At 71.2% G+C, this 15,872-nt stretch carries 17 protein-coding genes and 2 tRNA genes; 16 read left to right on the forward strand and 3 right to left on the reverse strand.

Annotated features, from left to right (window positions below; all coding sequences use genetic code 11):
- Positions 1 to 23: 23 nt before the first annotated feature.
- On the reverse strand, positions 24 to 1,562 hold the full coding sequence (locus tag ABT034_RS01395; RefSeq protein WP_351209993.1) for a DUF6056 family protein: 1,539 nt from the start codon (positions 1,560 to 1,562) through the stop codon (positions 24 to 26).
- A 237-nt stretch (positions 1,563 to 1,799) separates the two neighbouring features.
- On the opposite strand from ABT034_RS01395, the gene ABT034_RS01400 reads away from it, so the two are divergent.
- The 7 genes from ABT034_RS01400 (at position 1,800) to ABT034_RS01430 (ending at position 8,523) form a co-directional block, all read left to right on the forward strand.
- Complete coding sequence (locus ABT034_RS01400) at positions 1,800 to 2,795, forward strand: glycosyltransferase family 2 protein (RefSeq protein WP_351209995.1); 996 nt, start codon at positions 1,800 to 1,802, stop codon at positions 2,793 to 2,795.
- On the forward strand, positions 2,795 to 3,277 hold the full coding sequence (locus ABT034_RS01405) for a GtrA family protein (RefSeq protein ID WP_351209997.1): 483 nt from the start codon (positions 2,795 to 2,797) through the stop codon (positions 3,275 to 3,277). Before ABT034_RS01400 ends, ABT034_RS01405 begins: the two co-directional genes overlap by 1 nt.
- 108 nt (positions 3,278 to 3,385) lie before the next feature.
- Positions 3,386 to 4,489, forward strand: a complete 1,104-nt coding sequence (gene proB, locus ABT034_RS01410; protein ID WP_351210421.1) for a glutamate 5-kinase — start codon at positions 3,386 to 3,388, stop codon at positions 4,487 to 4,489.
- A 155-nt stretch (positions 4,490 to 4,644) separates the two neighbouring features.
- Positions 4,645 to 5,166, forward strand: a complete 522-nt coding sequence (locus ABT034_RS01415; RefSeq protein WP_351209999.1) for a DUF8830 family protein — start codon at positions 4,645 to 4,647, stop codon at positions 5,164 to 5,166.
- Between the two features lie 142 nt (positions 5,167 to 5,308).
- Positions 5,309 to 6,592, forward strand: a complete 1,284-nt coding sequence (locus ABT034_RS01420) for a glutamate-5-semialdehyde dehydrogenase (protein WP_351210001.1) — start codon at positions 5,309 to 5,311, stop codon at positions 6,590 to 6,592.
- A gap of 86 nt (positions 6,593 to 6,678) precedes the next feature.
- Positions 6,679 to 7,239 (forward strand): SCO2584 family spore wall biosynthesis protein, encoded by a 561-nt coding sequence (locus ABT034_RS01425; protein ID WP_351210003.1) that lies wholly within the window; start codon positions 6,679 to 6,681, stop codon positions 7,237 to 7,239.
- 198 nt (positions 7,240 to 7,437) lie between these two features.
- Positions 7,438 to 8,523: an SCO2583 family membrane protein gene (locus ABT034_RS01430; RefSeq protein ID WP_351210005.1), complete on the forward strand. Its 1,086-nt coding sequence runs from the start codon at positions 7,438 to 7,440 to the stop codon at positions 8,521 to 8,523.
- Here ABT034_RS01430 and ABT034_RS01435 read toward each other — a convergent pair.
- On the reverse strand, positions 8,508 to 9,641 hold the full coding sequence (locus ABT034_RS01435) for a M48 family metallopeptidase (protein ID WP_351210007.1): 1,134 nt from the start codon (positions 9,639 to 9,641) through the stop codon (positions 8,508 to 8,510). The two genes, ABT034_RS01430 and ABT034_RS01435, sit on opposite strands and share 16 nt — an antisense overlap.
- A 219-nt stretch (positions 9,642 to 9,860) precedes the next feature.
- Between ABT034_RS01435 and ABT034_RS01440 the strand changes: the two genes are divergently transcribed.
- The 8 genes from ABT034_RS01440 to ABT034_RS01470 all read left to right on the forward strand — a co-directional run bounded on the left by ABT034_RS01440 (position 9,861) and on the right by ABT034_RS01470 (position 14,323).
- Positions 9,861 to 10,022: a hypothetical protein gene (locus tag ABT034_RS01440; RefSeq protein WP_351210009.1), complete on the forward strand. Its 162-nt coding sequence runs from the start codon at positions 9,861 to 9,863 to the stop codon at positions 10,020 to 10,022.
- A 51-nt stretch (positions 10,023 to 10,073) separates the two neighbouring features.
- Complete coding sequence (gene nadD / locus ABT034_RS01445) at positions 10,074 to 10,694, forward strand: nicotinate-nucleotide adenylyltransferase (protein ID WP_351210011.1); 621 nt, start codon at positions 10,074 to 10,076, stop codon at positions 10,692 to 10,694.
- 19 nt (positions 10,695 to 10,713) lie between these two features.
- On the forward strand, positions 10,714 to 12,444 hold the full coding sequence (locus ABT034_RS01450) for an LCP family protein (protein WP_351210013.1): 1,731 nt from the start codon (positions 10,714 to 10,716) through the stop codon (positions 12,442 to 12,444).
- A gap of 83 nt (positions 12,445 to 12,527) precedes the next feature.
- A complete protein-coding gene (gene rsfS, locus ABT034_RS01455) occupies positions 12,528 to 12,995 on the forward strand; it encodes a ribosome silencing factor (protein WP_351210015.1) in 468 nt (155 codons plus the stop codon).
- Positions 12,992 to 13,645, forward strand: a complete 654-nt coding sequence (locus ABT034_RS01460; protein WP_351210422.1) for a histidine phosphatase family protein — start codon at positions 12,992 to 12,994, stop codon at positions 13,643 to 13,645. Before rsfS ends, ABT034_RS01460 begins: the two co-directional genes overlap by 4 nt.
- Positions 13,646 to 13,740: 95 nt before the next feature.
- A tRNA-Ala gene (locus tag ABT034_RS01465) sits at positions 13,741 to 13,813 on the forward strand.
- 36 nt (positions 13,814 to 13,849) lie between these two features.
- Positions 13,850 to 14,086: a hypothetical protein gene (locus ABT034_RS35280; RefSeq protein WP_502972767.1), complete on the forward strand. Its 237-nt coding sequence runs from the start codon at positions 13,850 to 13,852 to the stop codon at positions 14,084 to 14,086.
- A gap of 3 nt (positions 14,087 to 14,089) precedes the next feature.
- Positions 14,090 to 14,323 (forward strand): hypothetical protein, encoded by a 234-nt coding sequence (locus ABT034_RS01470; protein WP_015033559.1) that lies wholly within the window; start codon positions 14,090 to 14,092, stop codon positions 14,321 to 14,323.
- Here ABT034_RS01470 and ABT034_RS01475 read toward each other — a convergent pair.
- The gene (locus tag ABT034_RS01475; RefSeq protein WP_351210017.1) at positions 14,302 to 15,540 is read right to left on the reverse strand and encodes a glycosyltransferase 87 family protein; all 1,239 of its coding nucleotides are present in this window, start codon (positions 15,538 to 15,540) and stop codon (positions 14,302 to 14,304) included. The two genes, ABT034_RS01470 and ABT034_RS01475, sit on opposite strands and share 22 nt — an antisense overlap.
- Positions 15,541 to 15,664: 124 nt before the next feature.
- On the opposite strand from ABT034_RS01475, the gene ABT034_RS01480 reads away from it, so the two are divergent.
- Positions 15,665 to 15,737 (forward strand) — tRNA-Ala (locus ABT034_RS01480).
- The last annotated feature ends 135 nt before the right edge of the window (positions 15,738 to 15,872 follow it).

Here is a 15,872-nt window from a genome sequence, read left to right on the forward strand (position 1 = left end):
ATCGCGCGCGGTCGGGCGGGCGGTCAGGGGCGGCGGATCCGTTCCACTCCGTAGTACCGGGACGCGCACTGCGCCACCCAGTCCCGCGCGTACACCCGGGTGAAGAAGGGTTCCGCGAGCGAGGCGATGGGCAGCGGGCGGTACGTCACCTCCGTGGCCCCGTTCGCCACCTCCGCGCGGATCCGGGCGCTCTGGAGGTCCCAGGCGATGCTGCGGTGGACCGTCTGCCTGGTCAGCGTGTACACCGGCTGCACCAGCGCGGTCGCGCTGCCCAGGGCGAGCGTGCCCACCGCGACCAGCGTGGCGGCGCGGGCGGCGGGGCGGCCCGGGGCCCGGAGCAGTCGCCCGAGCCGGTGGCCGGCCCAGGTGCCGTACGCGCAGAGCAGGAGCAGCAGCGGGACGAGGAAGTTCGTCCAGGTCCGGCCGTACGTCCAGCCGGCCGGCCCGTAACCGCTGCGCAGACCGTAGGTGACGCCGAGGCTCGCCACGGCGATCAGCGGCACCGGCAGGAGCGCCGCGATCCACGGCACCCGACGCGGCCGGCCCGCTCCGGCGAAGGCGTCGCGGGCACCGGACGGCCCGGCGAAGGCGATGCCCAGACCGAGGAGGACGCCGACGGCGACGACGCCCAGGTACGCCCACTGGTCGATGATCGTCTGCCAGATGCGCCACCAGTCGCGGAACGTTTCCCCCAGCTCCGCGAGCGTCAGCGGCTTCTCCGGGTTCTGGGAGCGCCGCCACCGCGCCCCGGGGGAGGTGTACAGGAGCGCGAGGCCCCCGGCGAGCCCGACACAGGCCGCGGCGCACCAGGTGGTGACGTACCAGTCCTTCGCCCGGCCGAGGCGGGGGAGGCAGACGAGTCCGGCGGCGAGCGCGAAGATCCCGGCCACCATGGTGAACGGTTCGCTGAGCATGCCGACCGCCAGGCCCGTCAGGACCGCCGTGGCCACGGCGGCGTTCCGGGCCCACGGGCGCCGGGAGCGGGCCGCGGCGACGGCGCCGAGCACGGCCGCGAGGCCGATCAGGCTCGGCAGGGTGTGGGAGATCGTGGCCGGGGCCCAGAGCAGTACCTGGTACGAGCGGGTGCCGGCGAAGAACAGGAGCGCCTCGAAGAGCGCCACGGCGGCCACGAGGAGCACCGCGGGGGGCTGGGGGCAGCCCAGGGCGCGCAGCGCGGCGCGGGCGAGGAAGAAGAGGACGGCGCCGAGCGCGACCACCAGGAAGGCGGGCATCAGCTTCGCCCCCCGCATGCCGTCGGTGTAGACGAGACCGGTGAGGAAGGCGTTGGTGACGCGGCCGTTCTGGGTGGTGTAGAAGTCCGCGCTGATCCCCAGGACGCCCAGGTCCCGGGCCTTCCAGAGGGCGCACCAGTCGTCGGACGTGGGGCGGACGTAGAGGCCGAGGAACGCGCCGACCGCGAGCAGCGCCCCCGATCCGACGGCGACGACGAGCGCGACCCCGCTCAGCGCCCGGGAGAACCCCTTGCCGCCGGGGGTGTCGCTCTCCGCTTCGTCCTCGGTCGCCGGTACCTTGCCGCGCTCTGAAATGGTGGTCCTGCTCACCGGTGGTAGCTCCTGCTGTTTCGGGTGCGTCTCGGTAGGTGACAAATGGGTGAAATGCCACACAGATCCAAGATCTTTCCCGCATGCCTTATTGTGTGGACGACATGCCGACAGGCGCGGCCACGTGGGGCACGCCGTACGGCCGTCACCACCTTTTGCCACCTTGCGCCACTTGGAGAAAAGTCCGGTGGCGGCCCCTCAGAGCGTGCTTGCCCATTCCTCTGGAGTGACCGTTCCATGACCAAACTTTCCGTCGTCGTCCCCTGCTTCAACGAGGAAGACGTCGTCGAGTTCTTCGACGCCCGGATGCGTCAGGTGCTCGACACCCTCTCGGTCGACTACGAGATCTGCTACGTGGACGACGGCAGCTCCGACGGGACGCTGGGCAAGCTCCGCGAGATCGCCGCCCAGCACCCGAACCGCACGCAGTACGCCTCCTTCAGCCGGAACTTCGGCAAGGAGGCCGCCATGCTCGCGGGCCTGCGCAAGTCCGTGGGCGACGCCGTGGTGATCATGGACGCCGACCTCCAGCACCCGCCGGAGCTGCTCGGGCGCATGCTCGACCTCCACCACCAGGGCCACGACCAGGTGATAGCGCGACGCACGCGCGAAGGGGACAAGAAGCTCCGCAGCGCTCTGAGCCGCACGTACTACAAGGCCGTCAACCGCTGGGTGGACGTGGAGCTCACCGACGGCGTCGGAGACTTCCGTCTGCTCTCCCGCCCCGCCGTCGACGCCCTGCTCTCGCTGCCCGAGTACAACCGCTTCTCCAAGGGGCTCTTCTCCTGGATCGGCTTCGACACCGTCACCTTCGACTACCAGAACGCCGCACGCGAGGGCGGTGAGACGAAGTGGAAGTTCAGCTCCCTGGTCAACTACGGCATGGACGGGCTGATCTCCTTCAACAACCGCCCGCTGCGCATCGCGCTCTGGGGCGGCATGATGCTGACCGGCCTCGCCGCCGTGTACGCGATCTGGGTGACCGTCACCGCCTTCACCCAGGGCGTCACCGCTCCCGGTTACGTCACCCTGGTCGCGATCATCGTGGGGCTCGGCGGCGTGCAGATGACGATGCTCGGGCTGATCGGCGAGTACATCGGCCGCATCTACTACGAGACCAAGCGCCGTCCCCACTTCCTCGTGAAGGAGACGCACCGCTCCTTCGGCCACACGGCCGCCGACCACGCCACCGCCGAGCGCATCGGCGTGGCCGCCTCCGAGCGGGAGCACTGATGGGCGGGGAGGAAGGCCTCGACGAAGGGACGCGCGGGCGTCGGGCGCGACTCGCGCAGATCTTCCGCTTCGCGCTGGTCGGCGGGGTCAACACCGGCACGTTCTTCGGGTGTTACCTGCTCCTCCACCCGTGGATGCCGTACTTCGCCGCCTACTCCCTCGCCTTCCTCCTCAGCATGGTCGGCTCCTTCTTCCTCAACACCTACTTCACCTACCGGACCCGGCCGACCTGGAAGAAGTTCGCCCTCTTCCCCCTCACCAACGTCACCAACTACCTGGTGCAGAGTGTCGGTCTGTACGCGCTCGTCACCTGGGCACACATGGACGACAGGATCGCGCCACTCGTCGCGGCCGTCGTCGCCATCCCGTTCACCTACCTGATCTCGCAGCGGATCCTGGTCCCCCGGAACGCCGGGCAGGATCCCGCCGCCTCAGGTCCAGGGACCGAAACGGACGAGCGGCAGCCGTCCCGGCTCGCGTAGATTGCCTCGCAGCCGCGGCGGGGAGCACGCGGCGCGCGGGACAGCCGAGTGAGGACGACGCAGGTGACGACGCAGGTGACGGGACGGACGGACGTGGCGAGGCAGTACGTGACGGAGGCCCGCAGGATCGTCGTCAAGGTCGGCTCCTCCTCACTCACCACGGCCTCCGGGGGCCTCGACGCCGACCGCGTCGACGCCCTCGTCGACGTGCTCGCCAAGGTCCGCAGCGGCGGCGAGAAGGAGATCGTCCTCGTCTCGTCCGGTGCCATCGCCGCCGGCCTCGCACCGCTCGGCCTCACCCGCCGGCCCAAGGACCTCGCCCGTCAGCAGGCCGCCGCCAGCGTCGGCCAGGGCCTCCTCGTCGCCCGCTACACCGCCTCCTTCGCCCGCTACGGCGTCCGCGTCGGCCAGGTCCTCCTCACCACCGACGACACCAGCCGCCGCGCCCACTACCGCAACGCGTACCGGACCCTCGACCAGCTCCTCGCCATGGGCGCGCTGCCCGTCGTCAACGAGAACGACACCGTCGCCACGGACGAGATCCGCTTCGGCGACAACGACCGGCTCGCCGCCCTCGTCGCCCATCTCGTCCGCGCCGACCTGCTCGTCCTGCTCTCCGACGTCGACGGCCTCTACGACGGGGACCCGGCCAAGCCCGGCACGTCGAGGATCGCCGAGGTCACAGGACCGGAGTCCATCGCCCACGTGGAGATCGGCTCGGCCGGCAAGGCGGGCGTCGGCACCGGAGGCATGGTCACCAAGGTGGAGGCCGCCCGCATCGCCGCCGCCGCGGGCATCCCCGTCGTCCTCACCTCCGCGAGCCGCGCCGCCGACGCCCTCAGCGGCCGTGACACCGGCACGTACTTCCACCGCACCGGCCGCCGCTCCGCCGACCGGCTGCTCTGGCTCGCCCACGCCTCCACCCCGCAGGGCTCCCTGACCCTTGACGACGGGGCCGTACGAGCCGTCGTCGAGGGCAAGAAGTCCCTGCTCGCGGCCGGAGTCGCGGGAATCGAGGGCGACTTCGTGGCCGGCGACCCCGTCGAACTCCGCGACACCGCGGGCCGGGCCGTCGCCCGTGGACTCGTCAACTTCGACGCCAAGGAGATTCCCCGGATGCTCGGGCGCTCCACCCACGAGCTCGCCAAGGACCTCGGGCCGGAGTACGAGCGCGAGGTCGTCCACCGGGACGACCTGGTCGTCATCCGCTGACCCTCGCGCCCCACCCGAAACGGCTGAAAGTGCGGCCATCCGGAAGGGACGTTCCCCAAAACCGCCCCACGTGCCGCCTCGGGCTGGTCAACTTTGTCTCGGGGGTAAGAGCAGGGCGGGGTACAGCACCACACGCATCACACAGGAGGCCGCCGGTGAGACGAGCGCGCCCAGGGGCACTGCCCCGAGGGACTGCCGAACGCGCCCTGACCAGTGTCGAGGCCGGAGCCGACTTCGACGAGGCACGGGACAGGTCCACGGACAGGAAGACCGAGACCACCATCGAGGCACGAGAGGTTCGCGAGACGCGTGAGGTACGCGCCAGGGAACAGCCCGTGTCCAAACTCTGGCACATCACCCTCAGCGTTTCGGGTGTGGAGTCGCCGCTGAAGGAGGTGCGACGCGGGCTCGAACAGCTGGCCCACGACCACCCCTTCCTGCTGACCAGCCGGTACGCCAACGACCACGCCGAGATCCGGTACTGGGAGGAGGCCCGCGACCTGCACGACGCCGCGGCCGTCGCCCTGCGCCTGTGGGGCGAGCACCGGCAGACCGCCAAGCTGCCGCCGTGGGAGATCGTCGGCCTGGAGGTCATCGACCGCGAGACCTACCACCAGCGGATCGCGGAGGGCTACGGCCCGCCCCCAGCGGCCCCGGTCGGCGTCCACCCGTACTGAGCGGCGCGGACGCGTCCCCGGCGCGTACGTCCCAAAGGCTGCGGGCGTCTCGGTGGCGGCGGGCGTCTCGCGGGTGGGGACGTACGTCTCGGAGTGCGGGATACGTGAGGGATGTCCGCAGGGGTGCCAGTACCCTGCGGGCATGACCTCGCTCACGCCCCTCGACAACCTCTCCCCGGTCACCCGGGCCGCCTACCGGGCCCGTGGCGCCGCCGCCGAAATCGCGCCACTCCCGCGCGCGGCCAAGGACGACGCCCTGCTGGCGATCGCGGACGCCCTCGAAGTCCGCACCGCGGAGATCGTCGAGGCCAACGCCGAGGACATCGCCAAGGCCCGCGAAGCCGGGACCAGCGAGGCGATCATCGACCGGCTCACCCTCACCCCGGAGCGCGTCCGGGCCATCGCCGCCGACGTCCGCGACGTGGCCGCGCTGCCCGACCCCGTCGGCGAGGTCGTCCGCGGCTCCACCCTCCCCAACGGCATCGACCTGCGCCAGGTCCGCGTGCCCCTCGGCGTCGTCGGCATCATCTACGAGGCCCGCCCCAACGTCACCGTCGACGCCGCCGCCCTCTGCCTCAAGTCCGGCAACGCCGTCCTGCTCCGCGGCTCGTCCTCCGCCTACGCCTCCAACACCGCCTTGGTGAAGGTCCTGCGGGACGCCGTCGGCGGCGCCGGACTGCCCGCCGACGCCATCCAGCTCGTCCCCGGCGAGTCCCGCGAGTCGGTCCGCGAGCTGATGCGCGCCCGCGGCCTCGTCGACGTCCTCATCCCGCGCGGCGGCGCCTCCCTGATCCGGACGGTCGTCGAGGAGTCCACCGTCCCGGTCATCGAGACCGGCACCGGCAACTGCCACGTCTACGTCGACGCGCAGACCGACCTCGACATGGCCGTCGACATCCTGCTCAACTCCAAGGCCCACCGGGTCAGCGTCTGCAACGCGGCCGAGACCCTCCTCGTCCACCAGGACGTCGCCGACGCCTTCCTGCCCAGGGCCCTCGACGCCCTCGCGGAGGCCGGCGTCACCGTCCACGCCGACGAGCGGGTCCTCGCCCTCGCCGAGGGCTCCAAGGCCACCGTCGTACCGGCCACGGCCGAGGACTGGGAGACCGAGTACCTCTCGTACGACATCGCCGCCGCCGTCGTCGACTCCCTCGACAAGGCCGTCGAGCACATCCGCACGTGGTCCTCCGGCCACACCGAGGCGATCGTCACCACCTCGCAGGCCGCGGCCCGCCGCTTCACCCAGCTGGTCGACTCCACCACGGTCGCCGTGAACGCCTCCACCCGCTTCACGGACGGCGGCGAGTTCGGCTTCGGCGCGGAGATCGGCATCTCCACCCAGAAACTGCACGCCCGGGGCCCCATGGGCCTTCCGGAGCTGACCTCGACCAAGTACATCGTCACCGGTGACGGTCACGTGCGGTAACACCTCCTTTCGGTACGGGCGGGTACGGGCGGGGAGGGTTCGCACTCTCCCTGCCCAAAACCACCTTCCGGGTCTACTCTGAATCCGTGCCGGACGACATGGGGGGCAGGCCGTTCCAGGACGGCGGGGACCCCGAGGACTCTGTCGACCGCGGAGGCGCTGACGAGGTCTACGCCGACGTGGTGTTCGACGAGGACTTCGTACGGGCCGCGACCGTCCACGAGCCGACCGCGGTCGAGCGGCTCCTCGCCGCCGCCCAGGCCCGCGCCGAGGCCGAGGCGGCCCGCGCCCGCGCCGGTGGCGGCCCTGCCGACGACGACCCCTACGAGGGCCTCCACGACCCCACCGGACACACCTACGAGCCCGACGACATCGGCGACGACGCCAGCCCCTACGGCCGCCACGGCGGCGCCCTGCGCCCCTACCGGGGCAGCGCCCGCTGGCACCGCCCCGTCGCCTGGCTCCTCGCCCTCCTCATGGGGATCGGCATGGTCGCCCTGGCGTTCAGCGCCGTCTACCGGGGCGCGGCCGCCAACCGCCAGGACCAGATCCCCCCGCCGGCCACCACCGGCGTCGACACGCCCAAGCCGAACCCCGCCCCACCCGCGGCCCACGCCCCCGCGGCCCGGTCGGCATCCCCCGGCTAGCGTCGACGCCCTCCCGTCGGCGTACGGCGTCCCGCCGTCGGCGTACGGCGTCCCCCGGATGGCGCCCGGCGTCCACCGAGAGGCCGAACAGGCCGCTCCTGCCCTGCTCGGCCCGCACCCGGGCCCTCGGCGGAATTCTTCCGAACTTGTCGTGTACCTGGGCGTTTACCGAAGCTCCCGCCGACCTACCCTGAAGGTATGGCAGGGCGTGGCGACCCGCCTGAGGGGACGCCCCAGGGGTTCCCCGGCGGTGGTGAGGACGAATACCGATCCGTCGTCTTCGACGAGGCGTTCGTCCGCGCTGCCCACCTCCAGGAGTACTCCGCCCAGGAGCGGATGGGCGAGCACGCCCTGGCCGTCCGAAGCCGTGCGTCCCGAGAGGGCCGGAGCGGCTCCCACCAGGCGATCCTGCTGGTCCTGCTGATCCTCCTCGCCTTCGGAACCGCCATCTACCTGGGCGTCCGCAACCCGTACCTTCCCCCCGTCGACCAGCGGGCAGAGCCCCTGCGGACCACCGTGGTCCCCCTCGCCCCCCAGGGCCCCGTCGCGGGCGGTGTGCCCGCCCGGCTCTTCGACCACAGCCCCGCCGCCGAGTACCGCACCGGCGCCGCCGGCATCAACCTGCCCGTCACCGGACGCACCACCCACTTCGCCGAGAGCCAGGTCGTCACCGCCCTCAGCATCGCCAAGGACTATCTGGTGGCCTCCTCCTTGGAGCCGGACGTCCTGTCCGGGGCGACCGTGCGGCCCGCCCGGCTGCTGATCGACCCGGACCAGCTGGACCAGTTCGACCGGAGCGTCGAGTCACCGGCCGACGACGGCCGGCACGCCCTCGCCGGCTGGCTCGTCCGCTTCGACCCGCGGCAGGTGACCCTCGCGGACCCCGCCGTCCGCGTCCAGGGCACCCTCCGCTTCGAGGAGACGGGCCCCGACAGCCTGGACGTCACCGCGGACCACACGTACACCTACGCCCTGCGCCCGGTCGTCCAGGGCGCGGGGCCGGTCGCCGAGGCGTCCCTCTTCACCGTCCACCGCGAGCTGCACTTCCGCTTCGACCGCGAGGACCTGCGGATGCACCGGGCCGAGCTGGTGACCAGCACTGTCGAGGCGGGTCCGCAGGCCTGCGGCGCGGACACCACCGGGGCCCTGAAGCCGATCCTGGCGGGAGGACGGGCCCCCGAGACCGGTGGCGGCCCTGCGGTCACCGACCCGTACGCCACGGGCAGGCCGACCGCCCCCTCGCTGTGCGGAGCGCTGGCGCCCGGGGCTCAGCCCTCCCTCTGACCGTCCCCGGAACCGCTGCCAGGGCCACCCTCGCCGCCCTTGTCGTCCCCGGCCGCTCCGCCGTCGTCCGACTGCTTCGGCCCCTGGCCGCCGCTGAACCGGTTGCGCAGCCGCCCGCCCAGGTCGCCCGCCAGGTCTCCGGCGCCTCCGGCTATGTCGCCGACCAGCTTCATCAGCGGATCCTTGCTGGTCCGCACGGTGTCGGCGTAGTGCCCTGCCGACTCGCGGAAGGAGTCCGTGACCGAGGTGTCCTTGTCCTCCGAGCGCTTCGGGTAGTGACCGTCCATGATCCGCTGGAAGTCGCGGCTCTCGGACCACTTCTTCAGCTCCGCCGCCCGGACGGTGGTGAAGGGGTGCGTCCGCGGCAGCACGTTGAGGATCTTCAGGACCGAGTCCCGCAGGTCCCCGGCCTTCTCGTACTCGTCGGCCTGGGCGAGGAACGCGTCCACGTTCATCTCGTGGAGGTGGTTGCCGCCGGCGATCTTCATCAGACCCCGCATCGAGGCCTGCACGTCCTGCCCCACGAGGAGCCCGGCCCGGTCGGCGGAGAGCTCCGACTTGCGGAACCACTCGCGCAGCGCCGTCACGATGGCCATGATCGCCACGTTCCCCAGCGGGATCCAGGCGATCTTCAGTGCGAGGCCGGTGAGGAAGAGCAGCACCGTGCGGTACACGGAGTGCCCGGAGAGGGCGTGCCCGACCTCGTGGCCGACGACCGCCCGCATCTCCTCCTCGTCGAGGAGCTCCACAAGACCGGTGGTGACGACGATGATCGGCTCGTCCAGACCGATACACATGGCGTTGGGCTTCGGGTCCTGCGTCACGTACATCGGCGGGACCTTCTCCAGGTCCAGGATGTAACAGGCGTCCCGCAGCATCTCGTTGAGATGGTTGAACTGCGCGTCGCTCACCCGGACGGAGTCCGAGAGGAAGAGGAGCCGCAGGCTGCGCTCGGGCAGCAGTCCGCTGAGCGCCTTGAAGACCGTGTCGAAGCCGCTGAGCTTGCGCAGTGCCACCAGCGCCGAGCGGTCGGCGGGATGCTCGTAGGCCCTCGAGGAGATGCCGGGGAACCGCTTGCGCTGCCTGCTCGGCACGTTCCCCTGGTCGTTCTCGGTCATGGATGCCCCCTGTTCGTACGAGTCGGTGCTCGTCCCCCTGACGAAGTCCAGCCTAGGCGCTGGCGCCACGGCGTGCCGGGGCCTGTGGATAACTCGGGCACAGGGCCGCGACGCGGACCTCGGCGCCAACGCCTGAGTCGGCGTGAGCGCGTCGGCACGGCCCGCATACGATGTGCGCGAAGTCTCCGCTCCCATCCCCGATCGATAGGTCTGCCGAAGATGAGCCTCCACAGCACCGCCGCCAACCTGGTCTCTCTCGCCGAGGGCGCCGAGCACGGCGGCAACCACGAAAGCCTCAGCCCCTACCTCACCGGCATCGGCGCCTTCGGGGCCCTGATGCTGCTGCTGTGGATCACCACCCGCTTCAACCGCGACCGCTGAACCGGCGACCCTGATCAGGCGTCCGTTGCCGTGCCAGTAGGCTCTGCACGCATGGGAGAGCAGGAAATGCCTACTGGCGGGCGCGGGAAGCGCCGACTCGGCGTGATGGGTGGAACCTTCGACCCGATCCACCACGGACACCTGGTGGCGGCCAGCGAGGTCGCCGCCCTCTTCCACCTGGACGAGGTGGTGTTCGTACCGACCGGGCAGCCGTGGCAGAAGAGCGACCGGGCCGTGTCGGCGCCCGAGGACCGCTATCTGATGACGGTCATCGCGACGGCGTCCAACCCGCAGTTCTCGGTCAGCCGCATCGACATCGACCGCGGCGGCGCGACCTACACCATCGACACCCTGCGGGACCTGAGTTCCCTCAACACGGACTCGGACCTCTTCTTCATCACCGGGGCCGACGCGCTGGCGCAGATCCTCACCTGGCGCGACGCCGAGGAGCTCTTCTCGCTCGCGCACTTCATCGGCGTCACCCGGCCGGGCCACGACCTCACCGACGACGGACTGCCCAAGGGCGGCGTCTCGCTGGTCGAGGTTCCCGCGCTCGCCATCTCCTCCACCGACTGCCGGGCGAGGGTCGCGCAGGGGGATCCCGTCTGGTACCTGGTGCCTGACGGCGTGGTGCGCTACATCGACAAGCGCCAGCTGTACCGCGGCGAGTGAGCTTCGGGGAGGGGCACCGGTGAACGATCAGCAGCATCCGTACGACCCGTACTATCCGCAGCCGCAGATCATCGGCTACGACGAGTACGGGCAGCCGGTGTACCAGCAGCCGCAGACGCCCCAGCAGGCGCAGGGGCAGCACTACGACCCGTACGGCGGCCAACAGCACCAGGCACAGCAGCAACAGCAGCCGCAGCAGGGGTACGGCTACGATCCCTACGCCCAGCAGCAGCAGTCGCCCCCGCAGCAACAGCAGCCGCAGGAACCGCAGTACGACCCGTACGGGCAGCAGGGCTACGCCTACCCCTCGTACGACACCGGGCAGCAGTGGGCCGCCCAGGCCGAGCCCGCCCCCGCCCCCGCGGCGCAGGCCGCACCGGTCGCCCCCGAGGCTCCGGCGGCGACCGTCGCGGCCCCGGCCGGCGTCCCCGGGCAGCGCCCCGCGTCCGAGCGGTCCGCCCCGGCCCGGCCGGCCGGGGACGACGACCGTGAGTACCGGACCGAGCAGTTCTCGTTCATCGAGGAGCCGGACGAGGACTCCGAGGACGTCATCGACTGGCTGAAGTTCACCGAGAGCCGTTCGGAGCGCCGAGAGGAGGCCCGACGGCGCGGCCGCAACCGGATCGTCGCGCTCGTCGTCGTGCTCGTCCTCGCGGTCGCGGGAGGCGTCGGCTACCTCTGGTCCGCCGGCCTGCTCCCCGGCTCGTCCGGCGAGGAACAGAAGGCGACCACCGCGACCGGCCCGCAGAAGCGCGACACGATCGTCGTGCACCTCCACGACCTCAAGAACGGCGGCACCTCCACCGCCCTCCTCGTGAACAACGCGACCACCCGCCAGGGCACCACGGTCCTGCTCCCCAACTCCGTCGTCGTCGCCGACGAGGAGGGTGCCGTGACCACCCTCGGCAAGTCGGTCGAGGACGACGGCGCCGGCGGGACGCGGGAGGCCATCGGCAACCTCCTCGGGACCAAGATCACCGGAACCTGGCGTCTGGACACCCCGTACCTGGAGAACCTCGTCGAGACCGTCAGCGGCATCGAGACGGACACCGACACGGACGTGCCCGACGCCAAGAAGGGCGCCGAGCCGCTGGTCAGGAAGGGCGAGAAGCAGACACTGAACGGCCGCGCCGCCGTCGCGTACGCCACCTACCGGGCGCCCGGCGAGGCCGAGGCCAAGCAGCTCCAGCGCTTCGGACAGGTCATGTACGGCGTGCTGCGGAAGATCTCCTCCGACCCCGAGGCCGCCACGGTCACCATCCAGACCCTCCAGCAGATCCTCGACCCCTCGCTCCCGGAGAAGGACCTGGCCGCCTCCCTGGCCAGGCTCGCCGAGCACGCCAAGATCGGCGACCACAAGACGGCCCTGCTGCCGGTCGGCGAGGCCGGCACGCTGACCGACGAAGCCGGCGGGAGTGTGGTGAAGGACATCCTCGGCGGCAAGGTCACCGCCCCCGAGGCGGGCGACGTGCCCCGGGTCTCGGTGCGGGACGGTTCCGGCAAGAACGCGACCGAGACCGCCAGGATCGTCCTGATCAACGGCGGCTACGCCTTCGTGGGCGGCGCCGAGGCGCCCGCCCGGGAGGCGTCGCAGGTCCTGTACGGCGACGACGCCCAGAAGATCACGGCGGCTGAGGTGGCCAAGACACTGGGTCTGCCGGCCGGCGCGGTCACCAAGGGCGAGACCTCGAACGCCGCCGCGGTCACCGTGGTCCTGGGCCAGGACTACAAGCCGCAGGGCCCCCGGTAGCGCCGCTCCGGAAAACGTTGGCGGGGGCGTCGGCGGTCCGTGAGACCCTGGAGGGGTACTGGACCGCCGACGAAAGCCTGCATGTGACCGCCACGGATCGCTCCATCGAACTCGTCAACGCCGCCGCTCAGGCGGCCGCCGACCGGCTCGCGCACGACATCATCGCGTACGACGTCAGTGATGTGCTGTCGATCACCGACGCCTTCCTGCTCGCCTCCGCGCCCAACGACCGCCAGGTCAAGTCGATCGTCGACGAGATCGAGGAGCGCCTGAACAAGGACCTCGGCGCCAAGCCGGTCCGCCGCGAGGGCGACCGCGACGCCCGCTGGATCCTCCTGGACTACGTCGACATCGTCGTCCACGTCCAGCACAGCGAGGAGCGGGTCTTCTACGCCCTGGAGCGGCTGTGGAAGGACTGCCCCGAGCTGCCGCTGCCCGAGGACGCGCAGAAGACCCGCGGCAAGGGCGCCGAGCACGCCGAGCTGACCGGTGTCGACCTCAACGACCACGCCGCCGGGCTCCCCGACGAAGTGGACGGTGAGCTGCGCTGAGCGCCACCAAAGGCGGCAGAGGCCGCCGCATCGTCCTCTGGCGCCACGGCCAGACCTCCTGGAACCTGGAGCGCCGCTTCCAGGGCTCGACCGACATCGAGCTGACGGAGACCGGTGTCGCCCAGGCGCGCCGGGCCGCCCGGCTGCTCGCCGCGCTGAAGCCGGACGCCATCGTCGCCTCCGACCTGAAGCGGGCGGCGGCCACCGCCGCCGAGCTGGCCGTGCTCACCGGGCACGCCGTCGCCCACGACTCCGCGCTGCGCGAGACGTACGCGGGGGAGTGGCAGGGGCTGACCCATGACGAGATCGTGGCGCGGTACGGCGAGCAGTACGCCGCCTGGAAGCGCGGCGAGCCCGTGCGCCGGGGCGGCGGCGAGCTGGAGACCGAGGTAGCCGACCGGGCTGCCCCGGTGGTCCTGGGCCACGCCGACAAGCTCCCCGACGACGGCACCCTCGTCGTGGTGAGCCACGGCGGCACGATCCGCACCACCATCGGCCGTCTCCTGGAGCTGGAGTCCCAGCACTGGGAGAGCCTGGGTGGCCTCTCGAACTGCTGCTGGTCGGTCCTCGGCGAGGGCGCCCGCGGCTGGCGTCTGATGGAGCACAACGCGGGCACGCTGCCCGAGCCGGTCCTCGGCGACGACGACTGAGTCCCGCGGTCGGCCTGCCGGGCCCGGATTTCACTTTCCGGCAGGTCACAGGCTAGAGTTCTTCTTGTTCGCAGCGCGGAGCGCGAAGAACACGAGGGGCTATAGCTCAGTTGGTAGAGCGCCTGCATGGCATGCAGGAGGTCAGGAGTTCAATTCTCCTTAGCTCCACAATCACCGGATCCCGTCCCCAGTAGGGGGCGGGATTTGTCGTTCCGTCACCTCGTCGGGGACGCGCACCACCCTCGCCCCTCCCGCCCTCGCCACGATCATCGGCGCCGCCGCAGGGCCGCCACGCCGAGCACGCCGCCCTCTTGCGGGGCCATGGCAGAATCGGACGGCCGGAGGGGGACGAGGAATCCGGACGGGAGGGTGGCCCTAGTGCTCGGCGACAACTGCGGGGTGTCCTATGGGTGCACGGCCTGCGGCCACAGCTGGAGCTGACTGATGGGTGCACACAGGCGGAAGTGCGACTGGTGCGGCAGCGGTACGCCCATCGTGCGTGACATGGATCCCGTCAACCCAGGGTTCCAGTACTGGTGCGAGGAGTGCGCGCGGGCGCTGATCATAAAAGGCGACCCCATCGAGACGTACCGCGAGCTGGAAGGGGAGCCGATCTACGGCCGGCTCCTCGACGAGCACTGCACCCTCAAGCGGTTCTACTCCTTCGCCACGGCCTGAGGGGCCTGTCGGGACTGACGTCGCAGGGTCAGCGCGTACCCCACGAGCAGCGCCGTCGCCGTCAGCGGATAGATCGCGGACAGCACCATCTGACCGGCGTTCTGGTCCAGCTCCGGCCGGCCCGGGTCGTGCGGAACCCACCACAGCGCGAACGAGGCGAAGGCCAGGGCCACCGCCCCCGTCACCGGCCACGCGCGCGTGGCGCGGTCCGCGAGCAGGATCAGTAGGGGAACGCACCAGACCCAGTGGTGGGACCAGGAGATCGGGCTGATCATCAGCGCCGTGAACGCGCAGACGACCACCGCCACCGCCTTGTCGCCACGCAGCGCGGCCCGCACCGCGAGCACCATCGCCGCACCGCCCAGGAGCGCCGCGGCCACCGCCCACCACATGCCCGGGTCGTCGGTGTGCATCAGCCGGGCCAGGACCCCGCGGATCGACTGGTTGGCGGTCTCCTCCGCGAAGCCGACCCGGCCCGTCTCGAACAGGGTCTCCGTCCAGAACCGCTTCGAGTCCGCCGGCAGCACCAGCACCACGGCCAGCGTCGTCCCCAGGAACACGCCCGTCGCCGTCACCGCCGTGCGCAGCCACGTGTTCCAGGTCCGGTCCCGGCGCCACAGGAGCAGCCCCGCGACGAGCAGCAGCACGACGAAGAGACCCGGTGTGAGTTTTACCGCGGTCGCCAGGCCGATGCCGAGGCCCGCCCAGCGGCTGCCCCGCGCGCGCGTGAGGTCCCAGAGCACCGCCACCGCTATGAGCAGGTTGATCTGCCCGTACCGCAGGGTCGTCCACACCGGCTCGCACCAGACCACGACCGCGGCGACCCACAAGGTCGTACGCCACAGGTCCGTACGGGACAGCGACGGGCGGACCAGCTGGAGCGACAGCTGGACCAGGGCGACCACGAGGAGCAGGTTCCCCGCCGTCGAGAGCGTCCGCATCAGCGGGACGCTCACCAGGGTCAGCGGGACGAACAGCAGGGCCGCGAAGGGCGGGTAGGTCATACCGAGGTTCGCCGAGGTGGCGCGCATCGCGTACAGGTCGCCGCCGGCCCGGACCGTCTCGCCCTCGGCCCGGTAGACCATCACGTCGAGCATGTTCACGTGGGCGAGGCGTTGCGCCACCCAGAAGGCCGCGAACGAGAGCAGGCAGACCGCCGCGGCGGTGGCAAGGGGCCACGGCCGGGCGCGGGTTTTCGAGAGCACGGAGACGGACACAGTCGGCGACCCTACCGGGCAGGTCAGAAGGGCCCGGAGAATCGATTTGGAGATCTGCCGGGCGGCCGGTTAATGTTCTGTCTGTCGCCGCGAGGGAAACCAAAACGGAGACGGGAACAAGCAAGGGGCTATAGCTCAGTTGGTAGAGCGCCTGCATGGCATGCAGGAGGTCAGGAGTTCAATTCTCCTTAGCTCCACAGAAGAGAAGCGGGTCACCCGGATCGGGTGGCCCGCTTCTTCGTATCCTGCTACTGGGCACGCCGTGCCCTGCTGTACCCTGGCGCCATGCGTGCCGTACGCCTTCTGCTTACCGAGCCGCGCTGATCAGTCCC

The sequence above is a fragment of the Streptomyces sp. NPDC002773 genome, from assembly GCF_040295605.1.
Classification (GTDB): Bacteria; Actinomycetota; Actinomycetes; order Streptomycetales; family Streptomycetaceae; genus Streptomyces.

Coding starts and splice junctions, on each gene's coding strand:
- ABT034_RS01435 (WP_351210007.1), bottom strand. CDS start 9,641: ATGACCGAGAACGACCAGGGGAACGTGCCGAGCAGGCAGCGCAAGCGG.
- ABT034_RS01470 (WP_015033559.1), top strand. CDS start 14,090: ATGGGTGCACACAGGCGGAAGTGCGACTGGTGCGGCAGCGGTACGCCC.
- ABT034_RS01420 (WP_351210001.1), top strand. CDS start 5,309: ATGACCTCGCTCACGCCCCTCGACAACCTCTCCCCGGTCACCCGGGCC.
- ABT034_RS01440 (WP_351210009.1), top strand. CDS start 9,861: ATGAGCCTCCACAGCACCGCCGCCAACCTGGTCTCTCTCGCCGAGGGC.
- ABT034_RS01405 (WP_351209997.1), top strand. CDS start 2,795: ATGGGCGGGGAGGAAGGCCTCGACGAAGGGACGCGCGGGCGTCGGGCG.
- ABT034_RS01400 (WP_351209995.1), top strand. CDS start 1,800: ATGACCAAACTTTCCGTCGTCGTCCCCTGCTTCAACGAGGAAGACGTC.
- ABT034_RS01430 (WP_351210005.1), top strand. CDS start 7,438: ATGGCAGGGCGTGGCGACCCGCCTGAGGGGACGCCCCAGGGGTTCCCC.
- nadD (WP_351210011.1), top strand. CDS start 10,074: ATGGGAGAGCAGGAAATGCCTACTGGCGGGCGCGGGAAGCGCCGACTC.